This window comes from Promicromonospora iranensis (genome assembly GCF_028994775.1).
Classification (GTDB): Bacteria; Actinomycetota; Actinomycetes; order Actinomycetales; family Cellulomonadaceae; genus Promicromonospora; species Promicromonospora iranensis_A.
This window is the reverse complement of sequence record NZ_JAJQMN010000001.1, coordinates 305,139-326,835: the sequence shown is the minus strand read 5'-3', so window position 1 is coordinate 326,835 and position 21,697 is coordinate 305,139. Positions and strand designations below refer to the sequence as shown.

Below are 21,697 nucleotides of genomic sequence, written 5' to 3'. Positions count from 1 at the left end.
CTGTGTCAATGCCCCGGGCCTGGTCGGAACGCGGTACGGATACGGTCTCAACCTGAGACGGTTCCGGCGCGTGGGTAGGGGCATGGAGACACTTTCGGGAGAGCGGGTCGAGGTCCGCGTGGGCAGCCGGTCGCGCGACGAGGAGTTCGTCGCGTTCGTGGAGTCGGACGGCCCGTACCTGTTTCGGACGGCGTTCTTCCTCGTGGGCGAGCGTGCTCCGGCCGAGGACCTGGTCCAGGGCACCTTCGAGCGTGTCTATCGGCACTGGGACAGGGCGCGGGCCGGGGAACCGCGGGCGTATGCGCGCAAGGTGCTGGTCAACCTCAGGACCGATGCATGGCGTCGGACGCGGCTGACGGACGTCCCCGGGGACGACCAGCTGCCGGTCGGCCACACGGAGGACCACACCGCGCAGGTCGCGCTCCGGGACGAGCTCGCCCGGGCGCTGGGAAGTCTCTCGCCGCAGCAGCGCCGGGTCGTGGTGCTGCGCCATGTCCTCGATCTGCCGGAGGCGCAGGTCGCCCGCGAGATCGGTCGGTCGGTCGGCACCGTCAAGGCCGCCAGCTCCCGGGGCCTCGAGCGCCTTCGCTCGCTCCTGACCGCCGCCCCGGACACCGCGCACGCAGCGGACGAGCCCGTCTTCGACGGCCGCGAGACGTTGACGCGCAGCAAGGCGGCAGCAGCACGTCGGGTCCGTCGCAACGGTGCGCTCAGCGCGACGGTCGCGGTGTGCGCGTTCCTCGCTCTGGTCGTGCACGGTCCGGTCGGTGTACCGGTGCTGGACAGCGTCGTCAGCCCGGCACACCGCTGGCTGGTGGAGACCTTCCGCCTGCCGGTCGACACCAGTCCGGACGACGGCCTGGTCCGGGACGAGGACGCGGTGGCCAGGCAGGACGACGCCGCCGGGCTGGGCGACCTCGACATCCCGGAGATGGCGGCCCCCGCCGCCACCTGCGCCGGGAACGGTCTCCCGACGCCGGCCGCGACCAGGACCATCCCAGTTCCCGGAGACGTCCCGACGGGGAACTTCACGATCGCCCAGGCGCTCGACGCCGATGACGCCCGGCCGGCGATCGAGTGCGTCGACTACGTCACCGAGCACCGGGTGAGCCTTGGCGGTGCGTCGGGCGTCATTGTCGGGGCAGGGCTCGGGTCGGACCCCAACGTCCCGTTCAAGGTCCGTCGCGACGGGACGCTGATCGCCGCACTGGCCCGCCCCGACGTCGGACCGGGGTCCGAGCCGGTCACCGCACTGGCCCGCCCCGCGACCACCGGGCCGGCCGGAGAGTCCACCTGGGAGCACTGGCAGCTCACGACCGGCTCGTCCGGCTCCGGCAGCGCGCGTCGCGGCCCTGCCGGGGTGGCCACCCCGGTCCTCACCGACACGCATGTCGCCTGGATCGAAGGTTTCTCCGAGAGCGAGCCGGTGGTGGTCAAGGCGCAGTGGCCGGACGGCGTGGTCCGTACCGTCACGAGCTACCCACCGGGATCCGGTCGGAACGTCTGGAAGATCGCGGCAGGAGGGCGGACGCTCGCGATCCTGCACGTCACGGACGAGACGGTCGCCGACCCCGACCGGTGCGAGGGGCGCATCGACCTGGTTGACCTCGGCATACCCGGCACCGACGTCGACCGCGACGTGGTCACCGACGTCTGCGCCGTCTCCGACAGCGACGACGGTGTCGTCGTGTCCCGCAATCCTGCCGGTGGGCCCAGCACGATCGGACTGCTCTCGGCAGCCTCCGGCCTGCACGAGCTCGTGCGGCTCGACCAGGACACGGCGTGGAACCACTACGCCTACCTGTCGGGAGAGACGCTGCTGTTCGAGTCGGGCCGGTGGATCGTGGCGCTCGACACGGGTTCGCGCGAGGCGACGGTGGTCCGTGACGATGCCGCGTGGACGGTCAGCGCGTTCGACGACGGCATCCTCTGGGCCGACGGCGAGAGCATCTACTTCCTGCGGCTCGAACCGCGCGACGGTGTCGCCGTGCCTGCCCTGACGACGCTCGGTCCCGCACCGGACGGGGACGGGACCGCGTCGCTGGACGTTGCCGGCGCGGCGAACCGGGTCGTCTGGACCGAGCACGACGGCGCGGAGCTGGAACGTCTCCAGGGTCAGAACTCGTGGAGCTTCGGTGACCTGAACCAGACCGTGGTGTACGCGCGGACGTCCTGGTGACTGGGACGGCGGCCGGCTCCGCGGCGGCGCCATCGACCGCCTCGGCCGCGTCGACGAGGCGGCCATCGGCCGGCTAGCTGGGGCGAGGGCTCTGAGGGAGTGCCTGCAGCTCGCGGACGGCGGCAAGGAGGTTGCCGCGGTCGGCTGCGTGGCGTGTGCGCAGTCCGGTGTCGACGGTGGTGGCGGGGATGCCTGCGGCAGCCGGGACGGTCCAGGTCAGGACCACGAGGCCGTCCCCGCCGACGTACTTGCCCGCCATGCCCGGTGCGAGCGCGGCATCGTGGAGCGCGGTGGCGGGCAGCCACAGGTCCCGGGTCCCGTCGCGCGTGATCAGGACGCCGTCGTCATGCACGGAGATCCTCGCGCTGGACCGGTCGCCCAGGCCGTGGGCGCCGACGCGCGCGAGCCAGTCACCGTGCAGGGTGCTGGAGACGTAGACCGCCTCCACCGGGCCGAACCTGCACTGGCCTGGCGAGTCGACGCGGCTGCCGGCGTCCGGGCCGGAACCCGGGACCGGGGGTGGCGGGGGCACGATCGAGCTGGTGCGTCGCGCGAGCCGACGAGGGCCGATGAGGGCTACGTAGCGCACCAGGGCGATGGCCAGCAGGACAAGCAGGACGACAGCGAGGGTTCTCATCGAGAGGGCTCCGGGGTCGGGCTCGGGTGTGGTGGATGGGGTGGGCGCGGTCAGGCAAGGTCTCTCGGTGCTCCGAGGGCGCCCAGGAGGAAGGGCAGGGTCTGTGCGACAGCCGCGTGGACCTTCCGGCCGGTCTGCAGGGCGGGGCGCTGGGTCTCCAGGCAGGCCATGATGAACTGCCCGGTGACGTCGGGATCGGACCGGACGAAGACGCCCTGCTCCATGCCGTCGTTCAAGAGGTCGGTGACGAGCTTGGCCAGCGGGGCGACATGTTCGAGGAAGGTCGCGCGATCCTTCTGCGGCAGCACCGCCGCCACGGACGCGCCCCCGCCGCGATGCAGGGAGAACTCGGTCAGCACGAGCTTGACCAGGATCTGCAGGCGATCCACCGGGTCGACGCGGTCCGTCAGCTCTCGGTCGGCCAGCGTCATGAAGCGGTCCATCTCCCGCTCGGACCAGGCGAGCAGCAGTGCGGTCTTGTCGGGAAAGTAGTTGTAGACCGCGGTCCGGGCCACCCCCACGGTCTTGGCGACGTCCTGCAGCTTCATTGCCTGCCAGCCGACCTGGTCGAGCAGGTCGGCGAAAGCGTCGATCATCGCCTCGTAGGTCGCGGCCTTGTGCTCGGCCAGCGTCGCTCCACCGGTCAGTTTCGGGCTCACGCTGTTCCCTGCCTGTCCTGGTCGAGGATGTCTGGTCGGTCCGGTAGCGCGTGCGGGCTGCGGCTCCGTGCTGCAAGCGTGGTCAGGGTCAGCCGGACCGTGAGGCGGTGCAGGGCGAGGGCGACCTCGGCCTGATCGGTGGCGGTCAGGCTCGTTCGTTGCCTCAGCCGACTCAGCTCGTGGCTCACCAGCTGCGAGATCTCGTCCTGAACCTCTGCGAACAGACCGGGCCGGCCGCTACCGGTCGAGGACCGTTCGGCCTGGTCTCTCTGGCTCACTGATCTGGCCGGGTATAGGAGCGGTCGGGGACCGTCCGCACTCCACGGATCCCGAACGACCGCACCGCGGACAGCGGCACCGCGCCGACCGGTTCCACATCCCTGGCCAGCTGGCGCACGGAAGACCCCTTTCATGACGACACGTCGTCATTAAGGTACCACGCGTGTCGCGGCCCGAGGGGACGCGTGCTCCCCGGAGGGCCGGCAGCAGACAAATCCGTTGACCGGCCCTGGCCCGAAGGCCGAGCATCAGCGGGTCAGGACGTTGCGTCATCCGCCGAACGCGAAGGAACCCACCATGCGCCAACTCATGTGCCAGCCCAGGACCAGCCAGCACATGAGGAGCCATGAACCGATCGCACGAGTCCGCCCATGTACGACCTGATACCGCTGCCGGAGCGCTGCGGCGGTACCTCAACCTCGGGGTCGTCGCACATGTCGACGCCGGCAAGACCAGCCTGACCGAGGCGCTTCTGCTGCGCGGCGGCGCGATCGACCGCCTGGGCCGCGTCGACGAGGGCACGACCCAGACCGACACGATGTCGCAGGAGCGGCAGCGGGGGATCACGATCCGCGCCGCCGTCGCCACGTTCGCGGCGGACGGGGTCGCCGTCAACGTGGTCGACACCCCGGGGCACCCCGATTTCATCGCCGAGGTCGACCGCTCGCTGGCGGTCCTCGACGCCGCGATCCTCGTCGTCTCAGCCGTCGAGGGCGTCCAGGCCCAGACCATCGTGCTGTTCCGTGCCCTGCGGCGTCTCGGCGTCCCGACGGTCTTCTTCATCAACAAGATCGACCGGGCGGGTGCCGACCCCGAACGCGTCCTCACCGCGATCGCGGGGCGGCTGACGCCTGCGCTCGTACCCCTCGCGTGGGCGCATCGTGCCGGGACACCCGACGCGACGGCAGAGCGCCGCGACTGGGACGACCCAGCCTGGGCCGAGCAGATGACCGCACGGCTCGCCGACCACGACGACACGCTCTTCGAGGTGTGGGTCGACCCTGCGCGACAGGTCGAGGAGCAGCGGCTGCGGGCATCGCTGTCCGCGCTCACGAGGTCCGGGGCGGTCCATCCGGTGCTGTTCGGTTCGGCGCGAACGGGGGAGGGCGTCGCTCAGCTGATCGGGACGGTCACCGAGATCCTCCCCACCACCGTGGGTGACGACGGCCCCGGCGTCGCGCAGGTCTTCAAGATCGAGCGCTCGGTGGCAGGACAGCGGGTCTGCACGATCCGGATGCGCGAAGGGACCCTGCGCGTTCGCGACCGGATCCTCCTCGGTGCCGACCGGACCGCGACCGTGACCGGCATCGAGGTCTTCGCTCCCGGGGGTACCGCGCCGAGCGACCTCGTGCGCGCAGGACAGATCGCCCGCGTGCGGGGGCTCGACACCGCCCGCATCGGTGACTGGATCGGCGCCGAGCAGGCCGCGGCCACCTCGGCTCTGCCAGAGCCGGGCCTGGAGGCGCGGGTGGTCGCCGCCGATCCGGCGCAGCAGGCCGACCTCCACCGGGCCCTGTCCGACCTCGCCGACATCGACCCGCTCATCGCGGTCCGCCCCGACGACGGCGCGGCGCGCATCCGGCTCTACGGCGAGGTGCAGCAAGAGGTCCTGGCCGACACGCTCGCCGCCGACTACGGCATCCGGGTCGAGTTCCAGGAGACGACCGTGGTGTGCGTCGAACGCGTCGCCGGCACGGCCTCCGCCACGCTCCGCATGGGGGATCCCGGGCACCAGTACCACTACAGCCTCGGCGTCACCGTCGAGCCGGCCGCTCCCGGCAGCGGGGTCGAGCTGGTCGTCGCCGCGCCCCAGATCACCTTGCCGATGCACGTCTACGGCAACACCGAGGGCTACCGCACCGCGGTCCACGAGTACCTGGCCCTACCCCTCGCCGTCGGCCCGCACGGTTGGCCGGTGACCGATCTGCGCGTCACCGTCGTCGAGAGCGACTACCCGCCGGCGGGTCCGCGTGCGCTCGAGGTCAGGCGCACCACCGAGCTCGTCGTCCGTGAGGCGATCCGGCGTGCGGGCACGCTGGTGTGCGAGCCGACCGACCGCTTCGAGCTCGAGGCCCCGGCCGAGACGCTCTCGGCGGTGCTCGGTCTCCTCGGCCGGCACGGCGCCGTACCCGGTCCGCCCCAGGTCACCGGAGGCCTCGCCACTATCACCGGCACCGTGCCCGCGGCCGAGGTCGGTGCACTCCGCACCGGCCTCCACGCCGCCGCCCACGGCGAAGGAGTCGTGGAGACGGTCCTTGACCACTACGCCCCCGCACACCACCGGCTCGCGGTCGGACGACGGGCCGGACGACCGTGAGACCGTCCGGGCCCGTCCGGGCTCGTCCTACGAGGAGTAGTCGCCCTCGTCGTACTGGTCGAGGGACAGCAGCCGGCGGATCGCGTCCGCGGCGGCCTGGTCATCATGCTCCAGCGCGGCCAGCACCGCGGTCACCATGTCCTCGGCCGTCGTCGCGGCGGTAGCCGCCTTCCACGACGGAAGCGCCCGCTGACCCGCGTCGGCCAGGCTCAGGGCGTGCGGCTCGACCTTGGCCGGCCAGCGCGCTCCGCGCAGCGCCTTGATCTCCACCTTCAACGCGGTCAAGGTCGCTGCCGCTTGCTCCCGCTGGACCTCGACGGGCTGTCCCGTGTTGATCGCCGTCTCCAGCTCCTCGAGCGCCTCGTTGTACGGGCGAACGGCCTCCAGGTACTGGACGGCTGCTTCCTTGGCGCCGAGACGCGCCGGCTCCGACGGCGCCGCGGAGGCCGACATGGACGTCTGAGGCGCCGCGGAGGCCGGCCCAGTGGCCTGAGCCGTCGGACCGGCCGGTTCTGACGCACCGTCGGCGGTGCTGGCGCACCCGGTCACGAGTAGCAGGACCAGGGACGTGGTGATCAGGCGGCGCATCATGCTCCATCGACAAAGCGGCAGGTAGGACACCGAAACCTAGCGCACCGTCAGAGCCGGTCGAACGAGGCGGCGTAGCGGAACCGGCCGGCGTACTCCGCACGCCACGCGGTCAGCGTGCGCGCCTGGAAGTAGTCACCCCATGCCGGCTCGGGTGCCTCGATCCCGAGACCGCCCGCTGGACGGAACCCGAACCGGGAGTAGAGCGCCGGGTCACCGAGCAGCACCACCACCGGTTCGCCCATCGCGTCGGCCGCGCCCAGGATCGTGTGCATCAAGGCGGACCCGATCCCGTGGCCCTGGTGTGCGGGATCGACGCTGAGCGGCCCGAGCCCCAGGGCCGGCCGGTCCGCGAGCCGTCCGTGGGTGGCGATCACGTGACCGACGACCTCCGCGCCGGATCCGGACTCGGCGACCAGCGACAGCTCCGGTACCCACCCCGGGTCGTCGCGCAGCCATCCGACCAGGGTGGCCTCACCGGGTACGCCGTCGGGCTCGACCGGCGGGGCGGAGTGCTCGACCCGGCCGAAGGCCGCTGCGGTGAGGGCGCGGACCGCCGGGGCGTCGGACGGGCGCTCTTGTCTGATCAGCATCCCGACACTCTTGAGGGAACCGGGCCGAGGAGCAAGACAATTCTTGGCCTGGTGGAGTACTCAGAACCCGGCAAGATGTTCCGGACAGGTTTCATGCTGAGTCACCCCCGGGCCATCCCTGGGTCGTGTGGGCTCGGCAACGTCACCTCCTGCCCTGTCCGTTCGGCCCCTCGGGAGATCGATCATGCGCTTGACCCCACGCCTGTCCGCCCTGCTCGCCGTCACCGTCGCCGGTGCTTCCGCCGTCCTACCTGCCGCGCCGGCTCTGGCGGTCGGTCCGCCCGAGCACGTCGATGTCGTCAACACCGCTCACCGCGGGGCCATGGGCCACGCGCCGGAGAACACGCTGGCCGCCTTCGCCCTGGGCGTCGAGATGGGCTCCGACCTGGTCGAGTCGGACGTGCAGCGGTCCAAGGACGGCGTCCTGGTGCTCATGCACGACACGACGTTGTCCCGCACCACCGACGTCGAGCAGGTCTTTCCCGACCGGGCGCCCTGGCGCGTCAGCGACTTCACGTACGAGGAGATCCAGCAGCTCGACGCCGGCTCCTGGTTCTCCGAGGAGTTCGCGGGTGAGCCGGTGCCGACGATGGCGCAGATGATCGAGCTGATCCGGCCGAGCCGCGCGGGCATCCTGATGGAGCTGAAGTCGCCGGCGCTCTACCCGGGGATCGAGCGGCAGGTCGCCGAGGAGTTCGCGAGCTACCCCGGCTACGTCCGGTCGGCGGTCCGGGCGGAGCGGCTGGTCGTGCAGAGCTTCGACTGGGCGTCGATGGAGCGGTACCACGAGGTGCAGCCGTCCGTCCCCGTCGGTCTGCTGGGCCGCCCCGGCGAGGCGCTCCTTCCTGACCTGTCCACGTGGGCCGACCAGATCAACCCGGGTTACACCACGTTCGACGCCGCATACGTCGAGACCGTTCACGAGCTCGGCATGGAGGTGCACACGTACACCGTCAACACGGCAGGCGACATGAACAGGGTTCTCGACCGGGGTGTCGACGGAGTGATCACCAACTTCCCCGACGTCCTCGAGGACGTGCTCGCGGAGCGCCGCACCGAGGGCTGACTCGGTCGGACGACGGCCCGGACGACCGTGAAGGTCGTCCGGGCCTGTCCTGTCCTCCCTGTCGTGCCGTCTCCGGGGCTCAGCCCCTGGCGCCGCCCACCGTGATCTCGACCGTCGTCCAGTCGCGGGTGCCCTCGCTGTCGGTGGCGATCAGTCGTGCGGTGTACCTGCCCGGCTTCTCGTAGACGTGCGTGACGGCCTGCCCGTCCGCCGTCGTCCCGTCACCGAGGTCCCACTGGTAGGAGACGATGTCGCGTCCCTCGGGTGCGAGAGCGGAACCCGACAGATCGACCGAGACGCCCGCCGGGCCGTCCGCACGGCTGCCCTCGGCGGTCACGACCGGGGCGGAGGCGTCAGCGACGCCGCGGCCGTGGAAGACGAGCCAGTCGAGACCGAGGTCGGCACCTCCGGCCGGCTCGCGCTTGCTCGTGACGGTGAGGTACAGGGTGGTGGCACCCTGCTCGTCCTCGATGTCGATGGTGGGCGAGACGACCTGTCCGACGCCGGTCGCGGCGTTGACCTTGACCTGGCCGAGCTTGCGCCCGGTCGGGCTGCCGGCACGGACCGTGACGGTGGCGTCGGCCTTGCCGCGGACGGCACCGACCGTCAGCCCGTCGATGCCCCGGAGGTCGACCGGATCGAAAGCGATCCAGTCGCCGTGGTCGACGTCGCCGACGAGGCGGCCGCCCCGGGCGTCGGCGTCGTCGGCCACGGTGACGCCGGAGCTGTCGGCGTAGAACTCGGCCTCCTTGTCCCGGACCTGCAGGTGGATGATGTCCTGGCCGGCGAGGGCCGGGACGCCGTCGGCGCCGAGGTCCTCGTAGCCCGCCCCGAGCACGGGGTAGACGTTCTGCCCGACGCCGTGGTCCGCCGGGTCGAGGAAGACCGACCCGGAGCACCCGGTGTAGTTGTCCAACGGGTGCGCGTGCGTGTCGTGACCCAGCTGGGTGTTCACCGTGACCTGCTCGCAGTCGATCGTGCCCGCCTCGGTCGAGCCGTCCTCGGCGTCGGCCACGTCGACGGAGTACTCGACGGTGTCGCCGAGCTCGGCGAAGCCGCCGTGGACCGGAGCCCCGAAGGAGACCTCCGGCCGCGTGTTGCCGACCGTGATCTTCTGCACCGAGACGCCGGTGAACCCGTCGCTGTCCGTGACCGTCAGCCGAGCGCTGAACTGGCCGCGGTCGGTGTAGGTGTGGACGGGGTTGGCCTCGGTGGAGTCGACGACGCCGTCGTTCTCGAAGTCCCAGGCGTAGGTGATGTCGAGCCCGTCGGGGCTCTCGCTGGTGTCGCCGGTGAAGGCGACGGTGAGCGGACCCTGGCCGGAGTCCACGTCGGCGGTGAACCGTGACACGGGCCGCCGGCCGTCGGCCGCGTAGTCGATGCGGTAGATGCCGGCGTCGGTGTTGGTGCTACCGCGGCCGGCGCCCCGGCCGAGGCCGAAGTCGATGATGTAGAGCGATCCGTCGGGGCCGAACTCCGCCTCGAACGGCGCGACGAACGTCTCGCCCTCGAGGAACGGGTCGATCGAGAGCAGCTCGCCGGTGGCCTCGTCCAGCGAGAGCACCTTGTAGAAGTTGCGGGCGTACTCCGAGACGAACCAGTGCCCGTCGAAGCTTGAAGGGAACTTCGTCTTGACGTCCAGCTCCGGGTCGTAGCGGTAGACCGGGCCACCCATCGGCGCGGCTCCGCCGGAACCGAGCTCGGGGAACTTCTCGGACGTGCCGTAGCCGTACCAGACGAGCGGCTCCTGCGACGGCGGGAGCTCGCGCAGGCCGGTGTTGTTGGGGGAGTCGTTGACGGGGTTCGCGCAGTCGAACGCCGCCCCGGAAGCCCTGGTGGCGAAGTCGTAGTCGATGTACGCCTGGTTGTCGGCGTGGCAGTACGGCCAGCCGTGGTTGCCCGGCTCGGTCATCCGGATGAACTCGACCTGGCCCTCGGGGCCGCGCAGCGGGTCGGCCACGCGGGCGTCGGGCCCGTAGTCCCCGACGAGCACCGCACCCGTGCCCGGATCGACCGTGATCCGGAACGGGTTGCGGAAGCCCATCCCGAAGATCTCCGGACGAGTCCCCTCCGTGCCGGGCGCGAACAGGTTGCCCTCCGGGACGGAGTAGGTGCCGTCGTCCTCGGGGGTGATCCGCAGGATCTTGCCGCGCAGGTCGTTCGTGTTGGCGGACGTCGCCTGCGCGTCCCAGGCGCGGCGGCCGGGACGCTCGTCGATCGGCGTGTAGCCCTGCTGGTCGAATGGATCGGCGTTGTCACCGGTGGCCACGTAGAGGTCGCCGTCGGGACCCATCGCGAGCGAGCCGGCCATGTGGGAGTTGGCGCGGCCCTCGCCGCGCCAGATGGTGAAGTCGAGCAGGCGCTTCTCCGACGCCGGGTCGATGATGCTGTCCGGCCCCATCGTGAACCGCGACAGGTTCATCCTCGCGACGTCGGGGTCGCTCCAGAGCAGGTACAGCCACCCGTTCTCGGTGAAGTCGTCGTCCAGGGTCAGGCCCAGGAGACCGTCGGACTGCGTGAGCAGGTCGAGCGAGTAGTCGAGGTCCAGGGCCGTGGTCTGGCGGAGCGTGTCCTGCTCCAGCACGACCACCTGGCCGGTGCGCTGGATGTAGACGACGCGGCCGTCCTCGGCCACGTCGAGCTCGAACGGGTCGGCGAGCCCTTCGGTGACGAGCGGGACCTTGTCGAACTCGGTGGTCTCGGCATGGTCGGAACCGGACGGGACGTCGTGCGCCGTGGCGGCGGTGGTGGCGGGGACCAGGGCGCCGAGCGCGACGACCAGAGCGGTCGTCGCACCCAGGGCCCGGCGGTGCAGTGCGGACATCAACACTCCCTCGTGCTGGGTCGGATGGTTTCGGGCAGCCGCGTCCGCGCCCCGGAGGAGACGGGGCGGCGGACGGGCTCGGAAGGTCGGTTCGGAAGGTCGGGCCGGAAGGTCGGTTCGGAAGGCCGGGCCGGAAGGTCAGTAGCGCAGCGCGGCGAGGTTGCCGATGCTGGTGCACGCGGAGGTCACGCCGTCCGGGGACGGCTGGTCGTGCTCGGTGAAGCCGTAGCGGACACCGGCGAGCGGCGCGGCGGCGAAGATCTCGGCGAAGTCGATGGTGCCCTCGCCGACGTCGGCGAAGGAGCCGTCCGCCGCCAGGTCCTTGAGGTGCAGCAGCTCGAACCGGCCCGGGTACCGCTGGAACAGGTCGGTGGCCGGGACGCCCACGCTGGCGGCCCAGTACACGTCGAGCTCCATGGTGACGAACGCCGGGTCGGTCTCGCGGACCAGGACGTCGTAGCCCGTGACCCCGTCCTCGACGGTCTCGAACTCGTAGCCGTGGTTGTGGTAGGCGACGGTGATGCCCTCGGCGCGGAGCTGCTCACCCACGTCGTTGAGCAGCGACGCCGTCCGCGAGTAGTCCGCGAGGGTCCACGCGGACGACCCCGAGATGCGCACGTACCGCGCCCCGATCGCGTGCGCCTCGGAGATCACCAGGTCGAGGTCGTTCCGGAGGTTCGACAGGCTCACCCCCAGCGAGGGCACCGCCATCCCCACCTCCTCGGTGAGCGGCGCCAGCTCGGCGGCGGAGTAGCCGTAGAAGTTTCCGGCGCCGCCCGAGGGCTCGATGTTCCGGAAGCCGCAGGCGGCGAGCGCCGCGAGCGTCCCGGGCGCGTCGGTCGGCATGGTCGCGCGGACCGTATAGCCCACGAGGCCGATGGTGGACAGGTCGACCGACCGGGTGCCCGTGACGGGATGGGGCCGGCCCACCCGGGAGACGGTGGCGGCGTGGACGATGTCCCGGCGCTCGCCGCTGGTCAGGACCCGCTCGCGCACGAGGTCCCTGGTCACCGACTCCACGGTCCGGACGAACCTGCCGTGCGTCGCGAACGGCGCGTCGGCCATGATCTCGTCCATGACGGTGCAGCCGGCACGGGTCTCGTGGTTCGCGACGCCGGAGTCGGCGTCGGCGCCGAACCAGACCGTGGCCTGGCTGGTGTAGCCGTAGGCGCACGTGCTGGTTCCGGCAGGCGTGCCGGTCCCGTCCGCCGCGCTCGTCCCGGCCGCGGCGGGCACGGCCAGGAGCGGCAGGGACAGCGCGGCGGCCGCCGCTGCGGCGAGCCATGGCCTCAGGATGCGGGCCGGGCTGTGGGTCGAGGTGCTGGTGGTGCGTTCCATCGGATGAACCTCTCCGTCGAGGGAGTCGAGGGACCAGATCAGTGGACGGTCAGGTCGACCGTCGTCGTGCTGCGCCGGTAGACCGTGTCGCCGAGGTACTCCACGGTCACCGGGTGTGCTCCCGTCTCCAGCTCCGACGTCGGGAGCGGGAGCCGGGCGGGGCCACGGCCGAGCGTGGCCTTGACCGACGTGTCCCCGACGGTGACCCGGACGGTCCCCGTCGGCGCCGGGTGGCCCTGCGTACCGGGCACCTTCACCAGGGCCAGTGCCGCGCTGCCCGCCGTGACCTTCGACGGGGCGAGCCGCGCCGAGACCTGCGACGTCAGGCCCTGCCGGGTGGTCTCCCGCTCGGGCAGGCGTTCGATCCAGACGTCGCGGAACCGCGGGTTCGGGCCGGGGTCGCCGTGGTCCTGGAGGCGGATGTGCCCGGGCGTCGGACCTTCCGCCCTGCCGTTGCCGGTCTTGCCGTCGATCGGCACGTCGTCGTGCACGAGCTGTCCGTTCCACCAGAGCGAGAGGCGTGCGTCCTCGGTCTTGGTCCCGTCGGCGTCGAACCGGGCGGCGCGGAACACGATGTCGTAGGTCTGCCACGTGCCCATCGGGGTCGCCGCGTTCACGTCCGGGGCCTTCTTCAGGTAGATCGAGCCGGCGTCGTTCGTCGCCGGGGGATCGATGCCGAAGGACTCGAGCACCTGGACCTCGTAGCGCTCCTGGATGTAGACGCCGCTGTTACCGCGGGCCTGACCCGTCACGTCGTCGGCGAGCTCCGGCTGATACCACTCGGCGTGCATCCGGAAGTCACCGAACTTCTCCTTCGTCCGGATGTCGCCGCCGAAGGACTCCATCGTGCCGTCCTCGACGGGCCACGTCGCGGGCCCGCCGCTCACCTTCTCCCAGGCGTCGAGGTCGCCGCCGTCGAACAGGGGGATGCGGTCGGTGGGGGTGACGGTGAGGCTGTCGAGGTTCACGTGTCCCCGATCGTCGGCGTCGTACGCGTAGGCGATCGTGTTCGCGCCCTTCTCCAGCTCGATGGTCTCCACCTGGGTGGACCAGTTCGACCAGCTCACCGTGCTGTCGAGCCAGACCTGCCGCTGCTTCTCACCGTTGACGTACAGGCTCATCGAGCGTGGCGTCGGGCTCGGGTCGGAGTTCTGGCCGTTCGCGTAGCGCAGCTCCAGGTCGTGCGGGCCCGCCTCGCGGGCCTCGACCGCGAACGTGGTGCGCGAGCCGGGTTCCCAGTTGCGGTCGACGAACCCGGCGCCCGAGTACCCGGCGTGGTTGGTGTTCCACCTCGCGCCGCCGGAGAGGTCGGCGGCCTCGGCCTCGTAGACCGGGGGTGGGGCGGAGCCGTCGGGCAGGCGGTGGAGCGTGTACCAGGCCTCGGTGCTCCACAGCTCCTCGCCGCTCGCGGACGCGAACGGGCGCGGTGAGTGCACGTTGACCACACGGCCGGGCTGCAGCCCGTCGATCATGAGCGTGACGGTCCTGCGGTCGTCGGACAGCACGGCGGAGGTGACGTCGAGGTCCTCCTCGTCGACCTTCGGCCCGCCGTACTGCGGCGTCGACACGTAGCGCCACTGCGCCGCCTCGTACTTCTCGGCGAGGTCCTGCGCGGTCTCGTCCGACAGGGGCTGCGTGTACTCGATCTCGAACCCGCCGTCGACGGCGCGCATCTCGACCATGTCGAACGCCCGGCTCTCGTCGAAGGTGAGCTTCTGGAGGCCGTGACCGAGCTTGCCCGCCTGGCCCCAGTTGCCCGACCAGCCGATCCCGCCGACGTAGACGGAGCCGTCCGGGCCCACGCTCGTCCTGCTGACGCCCGACTCCAGCCCCTGCGTCATGCGGAACACGGCGCCCTGCTCCTGGCCGGCGACCTCCTCGAGGTAGACGCGCTGCAGGCCGCCGTAGGTCACGTCGCCGATCGCCATCTGCCCGGCGAACACACCCTCGGTGAGGATGACGGGGTTGCTCGGCGAGTTCGAGATCTCACCGTGCGGCATCCAGACCACCGGTTCGGTCACCGGCTGGTCGTCGTAGGGGCCGTCCGGGTTCGTGTAGTGGTTGTAGAACGCGCCCTCCTCGACGCGCACCAGCTTCGACGTCGGCACGTGCATGCCCTGGTTGTCGGTGACGTACATGCCGCCGTCGGCGCCGAAGCCCAGCCCGTTCGGTGTCCGCAGGCCGCCCGCGAGGTACTCCACCTCACCCGAGTCCTTGTCGATCTTCATCACCGAGCCGCGGTTCTCGACGAGCTGCGGGTCCCGGGTGGCGCCGCCGGGGACCATCGCGATCCCCGTGGCGACGTAGAAGTAGCCTTCCTCGTACAGCAGGCCGAACGCGAACTCGTGGTAGTTGCCACCGAACGGCCAGGTCGCGACCGAGCGGTACTCGTCGGTGACCTCGTCGCCGTCGGTGTCGACGAGCTCGGTCAGGCCGTCCTTCTCGGACACGTAGATGCTGCCGTCGACGACCTTGAGGCCCATCGGTTCCTCGAGCTCCTCGGCGATCTTCGTGTACGTCACGTCCTCGGCGCCGGCGTCACCCGTGACGTTGTCAACCAGGTACACCTCGCCGAGCACCGTCTCGCGGTCGCCGCCCCAGGTGGCGATGGCCATGCGGCCGTCCGGCAGCCAGTCCATGCCGGTGACCTGCGGCTCGAACCCGTCCGGGCGCAGGTCGGTCAGCGTGTAGTCGGGGTGCACCTCGGTCAGCGGCAGGCCGTCGCCCGGGGCCTCGGTGACGCCCTCGCAGGACTTGCGGCCCGGCGAGGTGACCCGTGTGACGTCGGCGTCGGTGCTCAGCACCGAGCTCGGCACCACGGCGAAGCCCGTGGCGCCCGGCGGGCGCCACTCCAGCGTGAGCCGCTGGTCGAAGTCGCCGTCGAAGTGGTCGATGCGCAGCGAGTGGTACCCGGCCTCCAGCGCGGCCGACCCGTCCTTCGGGGTGGCCCCGTGCCTGCCCGGGTGGTCGACGACGAGGGTGTCGTCGAGCAGCAGCCGCGCGCCGTCGTCGCTGGTGAGCCGGAAGTCGTAGGTGCCGGCGGAGGGGACGTCCAGGTAGCCGGTGACCTCGGTGACGAACCGGTCGGCGAGCCCGAAGTCCGCGGTCGTGCGCCAGTCGATCGTCGGCATCAGCTTGTCGATGTTCGGCGTCTGGCCGGGCTTGAGCGTGCAGTAGTCCTCCAGCGGGACCTGGACGTCGAACACCCGGAGCGTGACGCCCGGTTCCTGCGGCCGTGTGGGGTCGGCGGCTGCGTGCGCCAGGCCCTGGGTGTCGGCCTGCGCCGGCAGCACCGTGAGCGGCAGCACGAGCACGCCGAGCATCGCGGCGAGCGTGCGGTGGGTCGATCTGCGTTCCATGGGCCTGCCTCTCCATTGAGACTTTGCCTGCGAGAACTTGCCTGCGAGAACTTGCCTGCGTGCGACCGTTCCCGGACGCCGGGGACGTGGGCACGCTCCGTCACTATGCGGTCCGGGGTGACGGCGGACAACGAGTTGCCACTTGTTGCCCCTGCACGGCGGCGGACGGCGTGCGTGCGCTCCGTCCGCCGCGAGACGTCAGCCCTGGGGCCGCGGGCGTCACACCTGTCGTCCGAGAACCTCAGCCGTGGCGCGCGGTCGAGCCCCGTTCGACGAGCTTCGCCGGGAGCAGGGCGGGTACCGACAGGCCGGGCGACGGGTTGCGCAGCTGGTTCAGGAGGCGCTGCACGGCGAACGTCCCGAAGTGGCGCAGGGGAGCGGCGACCGTCGTCAGCGGCGGGGTGCAGAAGTCGGAGCCGAAGATGTTGTCGAAGCCGACGACGCTCAGCTCACGGGGTATCTCGACCCCCAGCCGGGTGAGCCCGCGCATCGCGCCGATCGCGAGGAGGTCGTTGTAGGCGACGGTCGCGGTCGCGGCGTGCGTGGTGAGGGCCTGGGCGGCCGAGAGCCCGCCGGCGAGCGTCGGTGCGAACGGACCGAGGCGGCGTGCCCGCAGGCCGAGCTCCTGGGTCGTCCTGCGGAAGGCGCGCCAGCGCATGCCGTCGGCCCAGGACGCCTCGGGGCCGGCCAGGTACGTGATCCGGGTGTGCCCGAGGCCCGCCAGGTGTTCGACGGCGCTCCGCATCCCCTGGGCGTTGTCGGTGATGACGCTCGCGACGTCCGTGACGACACGGTTCATCACGACCGTCGGACGCTGCTTGGCCACGGCCCGGATCGCCGAGTCCGAGAGCCGGGAGGTGGCGAGGACGATCCCCTCCACCAGTGGCAGCGTCCGCTCCAGGGCCTGGCGCTCCGCCTCGCCCGACTCGTGCGCGTCCACCACGAGGAGCGTGTACCCGGCGTCGATGGCGGTCTTCTCGGCGCTGCGGATGATCTCGAAGAAGAACGGGTTGGTCAGGTCGGCCACGATGATCGCCAGCAGCGCGGTCCTGCCGTCCGGCAGGCCGCGGGCGATGGGGTTCATCCGGTAGCCGAGCTCGTGGGCGACGCGACGGATGCGTTCCGCCGTGTCGGCATTGACCCGTCCCGGCCTGGAGAACGCCCTCGAGACCGTCGAGGGCGCGACGCCGGCGGCCTTGGCGACGTCATAGATGGTCGGTCTGGTGCGAGAGTTTCCGGTTTCGCCAGTTTCGCCCATGCGCGGGGAGCGTACGTCGAACACCGGCCGGCGGCAACGATGTGCCACGATTCGCCCGGGCATGGCAGGTCCTTGCCTGCCCGGCAAGAGGTGGCAACACCTTGACTGCCCTGGTGCGACGCCCCTCGAATGACAGCATGACCATGCGCGCCGCGGGCCCAGGGACGAGCTCGCCACCCGGGGACGACCACGAGCCCTCCGACCAGCCGGCCGAGCCCGTCGACGTGCTGGGCCCCGTGGCGGACGAGGCGGTCCAGATCGAGGCAGCGGAGAGCGAGCTCAGACGCCTCGGGCTCGAGGAGATCCGCGTGCGGCACCACGGTGACCTGGCCCGGCTCGAGGCACCGCACCGCGACCTCACGGCCCTGGCGGCCGAGCCCTTGCGCGGGGAGGTCCTTCGCGCCGTGCGTTCGGCGGGCTTCCGTTCGGTCGCCGTCGACCTCGACGCGGCCACGGAACCGCACGACGGCTGACCGGAGCGGCGATGGCAACCGCACGCCACGGGACGCCCGCGACGGCGGGGCAACAAGTGGCAACTCGTTGTCCGGCCCTGGCACGGCTCATAGTCTCCCTGGTGACGCGCAGCTCCACCGGCCGGAGCTGCTGACCTGCTCTACCGACCGGCGCTTCCCGGATGACGACGTCCGGTGCGCCCTGACCCGCTGCCCCACGAGTCGACGTCGACCCGTGGGACGAAACGGAATGAGCGAACTATGGAGGATCACGCCGTGGTGACCACCCAGGAAGCACGCGCCGCTACGCCGCCGTCGCGCCGGGCCCGGCCGGTCTCGCCGGGGAAGGCCGGCGAGCCCTCGCTCGGCAGCCGTGCCCTGATGCTGCTGTCGGAGTCCTGGCGACCGGTCGCGGTGCTGCTCGCGCTGTTCCTGGCGTGGTGGTTCGTGGCCTGGCGAGAGCTCGTGCCCGCCTATCTGGTGCCCTCGCCGGGCGCGGTGGCGGAGACGATGGTCGCCGACTGGGCGATGCTGCTCGAGCACACGTGGGTGACCACGCTGGAGACGATCGTCGGGTTCGTGCTTGCGGCCGTGATCGGCGTGGCGACGGCGGTGCTCCTCGTCTACTCCAGGACGGCCGAGAAGTCCCTCTACCCGCTCATCCTCTTCGCCCAGGTCATCCCCAAGATCGCCATCGCGCCGATCCTCGTGGTCTGGTTCGGGTTCGGGATGACGCCGAAGATCGTCCTGGCCGTGCTCATCGCCTTCTTCCCGGTCGTGATCTCCGCCGTCGCGGGGCTGCGCTCCGTGGACCCCGAGCTGCTGGAGATGTCCGCGACCATGGGCGCCTCCCGGTGGAAGACGTTCCGCAAGATCCGCTTCCCCGGGGCCCTCCCGCAGCTCATGTCCGGCCTGAAGGTCGCGGTCACCCTGGCGGTCGTGGGCGCCGTCGTCGGCGAGTTCGTGGGCGCCGACCGTGGTCTCGGGTACGTGCTGCTGCTCGCCAGCGGCAACCTCGACGCGCCGCTGCTGTTCGCCGACCTGATCCTCATGTCGCTCATCGGCGTGGTCCTCTTCGTCCTGGTCGAGGTGCTCGAACGCCTCCTCATCCCGTGGCACGCCTCGCGGCGCGGGAACCTCGCCCTCGTGGCGCTGTGACCCTCCCGACAGACAGGCACGACTCCCGCGTCCTCCCCGTCCGAGACGGCGGAACGAACAGAAGGGCTCTACCCATGCGTGGTGGCACGTTCGGAAAGTCGCTGGCAGTGACCGGCGTCGCGGTCATGATGGTCTCGGCCTGCGGGCAGACCGGCGGGGACTCCCCGGGCGGTTCGGCCGACGGCCCGAGAGAGGTCACGGTGACCCTCAACTGGGTCCCGTACGGCGAGCACGCGCCGTTCTACTACGGCGTGGAGCAGGGGATCTTCGAGGACGCGGGCATCGACCTCACGATCCAGCCGGGCAACGGCTCCGGCAACACCGTCCAGCAGGTGGCGCAGCGCAACACCGACTTCGGGTGGGCGGACACCCCGCCCCTGGCGAACGGGATCAGCTCGGGCATGCCCGTGCGCAGCGTCGGCGTCTTCCTGCAGACCGGCCCCAGCTCGGTCGAGTTCTTCGACGACCAGGGCATCACCGAGCCCGCGGACCTCGTGGGCAAGACGGTCGGCGGCACCCCCGGCGACGCCATGTACGGCACGTTCCCGGCGTGGCTGGAGCTCAACGGCGTGGACCCCGCGGACGTGACGGTGGTCAACGTCGACGCCGCCGGCAAGATCGCCGCGCTGATCGAGGGCAAGGTCGACGCGATCCAGGGCTTCCACCACGACCAGGCACCCACGATCGAGAACCAGACCGGCAAGGAGGTGTCCGCGCTCCCGTTCTCGGACTTCGGCATGAACCTGCTCGGCACGGGCCTCGTGGCGAACGAGGCGACGATCGAGAGCGATCCCGAGCTCGTCCAGGCGATGGTGCGGGCGACGTCGGAGGCGTTCCTCGCGGCGTCGGAGGATCCCGAGGGCGCTGTCGCCGCGATGGCGGCGGGCGCGGAGCAGGCGCCGGACGAGGCCGTGCTGGCGGCACAGCTCGAGGCGACGATCGGCCTGCTCGACCTCGAGACCGCCCCCGCACCCGGCGTCAACTCCGAGGCGCAGTGGACGGACACGCTGACCTTCCTCTCCGAGAACACGGACTTCGAGGGCCCCGCGACGCCGGACACCTACTGGGACGCGACCTTCGGGGAGGACCTGTGACCGCCACGACCGACGCCGCCGCGGCAGCCCGGGCGGTCGGCACCGAGCCGATCATCGAGGTCTCGCACCTCACGAAGCGCTTCACGTCGAAGCGTTCGGAGACCGTCGCGCTCGACGACGTGTCGCTCACGGTGCTGCCCGGCGAGTTCGTCACCATCGCGGGGCCCTCCGGCTGCGGCAAGTCGACGCTGCTGAAGATCGTCGCGGGACTGACCCGCATCACCGACGGCGACGTCCGCCTCTACGGGGAGCGGGTCACCGCACCGCAGCGCGACATCGGGTTCGCCTTCCAGCGCTCGGCCCTGCTCGAATGGCGGGGCGTGCGCAAGAACATCCTGCTCCAGGCCGAGATGCGCGGTATGGACCGGCGACGCGCGGAGGAACGTGCGGACCACCTCATCGGGCTGACCGGGCTCACCGGGTTCGAGAAGGCGCTCCCGCACGAGCTGTCCGGCGGCATGCAGCAGCGGGTCGCACTGTGCCGCGCGCTCCTGCACGAGCCGCGGGTGCTCCTCATGGACGAGCCGTTCGGGGCGCTTGACGCGCTCACCCGCGAGCAGATGAACATCGAGATGAACCGGATCTGGCGGGAGACCGGGACGACGGTCGTGCTCGTCACGCACTCCGTGCCCGAGGCGGTGTACCTGGGCAGCCGGATCGTCGTCATGAGCCCACGTCCCGGCCGGATCATCGAGACGCTCGAACCCGGGCTGCCGGACCGTCGCGAGTACGGCGCGACGCTCGCCGACCCCCGGTTCACCGCCGCGGCCGAGCGCCTGCGCGACCTGCTCGGCGCGAGTCACGTGGCCGAGTGACCGAGCCGAGCGACCGAGCCGAGCGATCCGGAGGAGGATGAACCCGTGAGCACGAACGGCGTCGGGGTGGGCATCGTCGGGATGGGCGGCATCGGCATGATGCACGCCCGGGCGCTCCGCGAGCTCGCGGGCCGGGCCCGGCTGGTCGCGTTCAGCGGCCGGGAGCCCGCGAGCCCGCCGGGCCTCGCGGCCCAGCCCGCGCAGCGCCTGGAGGCGGACGACGTCATCGCCCACCCCGACGTCGACGTCGTGACGATCTGCACCCCGAGCGGCACGCACGCGGCATGGGCGCTCGCGGCTCTGGAGGCCGGCCGGCACGTCGTCGTCGAGAAGCCGCTCGCACTCGACGTCGACGACGCGCTGCAGGTCGCGCGCGCCGCCCGTGAGCGTGGGCTGATGGTCTCGATGATCTCCCAGCGGCGTCTGGAGGCCGAGCACGTCGCGCTCAAGAAGGCCGTCGACGACGGGGCGCTGGGCGAGCTGCGGCTCGCGATGACGAACGTCCACTGGTTCCGCGACGACGACTACTACCGCGCGGCGGGCTGGCGCTCCACGACGGCGCAGGGCGGCGGCTCCCTCATGAACCAGGGCGTGCACAACGTCGACCTGCTGCGCTGGCTGTGCGGCCCGGTCGAGTCGGTGACGGCGCAGTCCGGGACGCTCGCGCACACCATCGACGCCGAGGACACGACGGTGGCGACGCTCCGGTTCCTGTCCGGTGCGCTGGGCGTGGTCACCACCACGACCGCGACGCCGCCCGGGTTCCCGGCGACGATCTCGCTGTTCGGCTCCCGGGGCTCGGTCGAGCTCGGCCAGGGCGAGGTGCGACGGTGGGACGTCCCGGGAGTACCCCCGCCGGGAGCGGGCCGGATCGCGAGCGGCGCCGCCGACCCGCTCGCGATCGGGCACGCGGGACACCTGGCCCAGTGGACGCAGATCGTCTCCGCGCTGGAGACGTCTGCCCTGGAGACGTCCACACCGGTCCCCGCCGGGATCGACGAGGCCGTGGAGACGGTCCGGCTGCTGTGCGCGATCTCCCGGGCCGGGGCGGAGGGCGTGATGGTGCGCCTGTCTGCCTGAG

The 21,697-nt window shown here is 71.4% G+C and carries 17 protein-coding genes; 8 read left to right on the top strand and 9 right to left on the bottom strand.

Annotated features, from left to right (window positions below; all coding sequences use genetic code 11):
• The first annotated feature begins 82 nt into the window (after nucleotides 1-82).
• Nucleotides 83-2,179 carry a SigE family RNA polymerase sigma factor gene (locus LUU90_RS01505; protein ID WP_275001458.1) on the top strand — a complete coding sequence of 699 codons (2,097 nt, stop codon included), beginning with the start codon at nucleotides 83-85 and terminating at the stop codon, nucleotides 2,177-2,179.
• Between the two features lie 73 nt (nucleotides 2,180-2,252).
• Here LUU90_RS01505 and LUU90_RS01500 read toward each other — a convergent pair whose 3' ends face one another.
• From LUU90_RS01500 to LUU90_RS01490, 3 genes are read right to left on the bottom strand one after another with little or no spacing between them, the layout of a single operon-like run.
• The gene (locus LUU90_RS01500; RefSeq protein WP_275001457.1) at nucleotides 2,253-2,816 is read right to left on the bottom strand and encodes a hypothetical protein; all 564 of its coding nucleotides are present in this window, start codon (nucleotides 2,814-2,816) and stop codon (nucleotides 2,253-2,255) included.
• A gap of 50 nt (nucleotides 2,817-2,866) precedes the next feature.
• Nucleotides 2,867-3,475, bottom strand: a complete 609-nt coding sequence (locus tag LUU90_RS01495; RefSeq protein WP_275001456.1) for a TetR/AcrR family transcriptional regulator — start codon at nucleotides 3,473-3,475, stop codon at nucleotides 2,867-2,869.
• Nucleotides 3,472-3,753: a hypothetical protein gene (locus tag LUU90_RS01490; protein ID WP_275001455.1), complete on the bottom strand. Its 282-nt coding sequence runs from the start codon at nucleotides 3,751-3,753 to the stop codon at nucleotides 3,472-3,474. The genes LUU90_RS01495 and LUU90_RS01490 overlap by 4 nt, the downstream gene beginning before the upstream one ends.
• A gap of 347 nt (nucleotides 3,754-4,100) precedes the next feature.
• On the opposite strand from LUU90_RS01490, the gene LUU90_RS01485 reads away from it, so the two are divergent.
• A complete protein-coding gene (locus tag LUU90_RS01485; protein ID WP_275001454.1) occupies nucleotides 4,101-6,071 on the top strand; it encodes an elongation factor G in 1,971 nt (656 codons plus the stop codon).
• A gap of 27 nt (nucleotides 6,072-6,098) precedes the next feature.
• Here LUU90_RS01485 and LUU90_RS01480 read toward each other — a convergent pair whose 3' ends face one another.
• Entirely contained in the window at nucleotides 6,099-6,662 is a 564-nt protein-coding gene (locus LUU90_RS01480) for a hypothetical protein (protein ID WP_275001453.1), read from the bottom strand.
• Between the two features lie 47 nt (nucleotides 6,663-6,709).
• Nucleotides 6,710-7,252 carry a GNAT family N-acetyltransferase gene (locus LUU90_RS01475; RefSeq protein WP_275001452.1) on the bottom strand — a complete coding sequence of 181 codons (543 nt, stop codon included), beginning with the start codon at nucleotides 7,250-7,252 and terminating at the stop codon, nucleotides 6,710-6,712.
• 184 nt (nucleotides 7,253-7,436) lie between these two features.
• Here LUU90_RS01475 and LUU90_RS01470 point away from each other — a divergent pair, with 184 nt between their 5' ends.
• On the top strand, nucleotides 7,437-8,318 hold the full coding sequence (locus LUU90_RS01470) for a glycerophosphodiester phosphodiesterase (protein ID WP_275001451.1): 882 nt from the start codon (nucleotides 7,437-7,439) through the stop codon (nucleotides 8,316-8,318).
• Between the two features lie 79 nt (nucleotides 8,319-8,397).
• Here the strand turns inward: LUU90_RS01470 and LUU90_RS01465 are convergent, their stop codons facing one another.
• The 4 genes from LUU90_RS01465 to LUU90_RS01450 form a co-directional block, all read right to left on the bottom strand.
• A complete protein-coding gene (locus LUU90_RS01465; protein ID WP_275001450.1) occupies nucleotides 8,398-11,142 on the bottom strand; it encodes a PKD domain-containing protein in 2,745 nt (914 codons plus the stop codon).
• A 138-nt stretch (nucleotides 11,143-11,280) separates the two neighbouring features.
• Nucleotides 11,281-12,480 (bottom strand): sugar phosphate isomerase/epimerase family protein, encoded by a 1,200-nt coding sequence (locus LUU90_RS01460; RefSeq protein ID WP_275001449.1) that lies wholly within the window; start codon nucleotides 12,478-12,480, stop codon nucleotides 11,281-11,283.
• Nucleotides 12,481-12,518: 38 nt separating this feature from the next.
• A complete protein-coding gene (locus LUU90_RS01455; RefSeq protein ID WP_275001448.1) occupies nucleotides 12,519-15,839 on the bottom strand; it encodes a family 16 glycoside hydrolase in 3,321 nt (1,106 codons plus the stop codon).
• 241 nt (nucleotides 15,840-16,080) lie between these two features.
• Nucleotides 16,081-17,097, bottom strand: coding sequence for a LacI family DNA-binding transcriptional regulator (locus LUU90_RS01450; RefSeq protein ID WP_275001447.1), 1,017 nt, complete (start codon nucleotides 17,095-17,097; stop codon nucleotides 16,081-16,083).
• 137 nt (nucleotides 17,098-17,234) lie between these two features.
• Here LUU90_RS01450 and LUU90_RS01445 point away from each other — a divergent pair, with 137 nt between their 5' ends.
• From LUU90_RS01445 to LUU90_RS01425, 5 genes are all read left to right on the top strand, one after another.
• Nucleotides 17,235-17,570: a hypothetical protein gene (locus tag LUU90_RS01445; protein WP_275001446.1), complete on the top strand. Its 336-nt coding sequence runs from the start codon at nucleotides 17,235-17,237 to the stop codon at nucleotides 17,568-17,570.
• Nucleotides 17,571-17,825: 255 nt separating this feature from the next.
• Complete coding sequence (locus LUU90_RS01440; protein WP_275001445.1) at nucleotides 17,826-18,707, top strand: ABC transporter permease; 882 nt, start codon at nucleotides 17,826-17,828, stop codon at nucleotides 18,705-18,707.
• Between the two features lie 74 nt (nucleotides 18,708-18,781).
• Complete coding sequence (locus LUU90_RS01435; protein ID WP_275001444.1) at nucleotides 18,782-19,801, top strand: ABC transporter substrate-binding protein; 1,020 nt, start codon at nucleotides 18,782-18,784, stop codon at nucleotides 19,799-19,801.
• Nucleotides 19,798-20,616 carry an ABC transporter ATP-binding protein gene (locus LUU90_RS01430; RefSeq protein WP_275001443.1) on the top strand — a complete coding sequence of 273 codons (819 nt, stop codon included), beginning with the start codon at nucleotides 19,798-19,800 and terminating at the stop codon, nucleotides 20,614-20,616. Before LUU90_RS01435 ends, LUU90_RS01430 begins: the two co-directional genes overlap by 4 nt.
• Before the next feature lie 45 nt (nucleotides 20,617-20,661).
• Nucleotides 20,662-21,696 (top strand): Gfo/Idh/MocA family protein, encoded by a 1,035-nt coding sequence (locus LUU90_RS01425; protein WP_275001442.1) that lies wholly within the window; start codon nucleotides 20,662-20,664, stop codon nucleotides 21,694-21,696.
• Nucleotide 21,697: the final 1 nt, after the last annotated feature.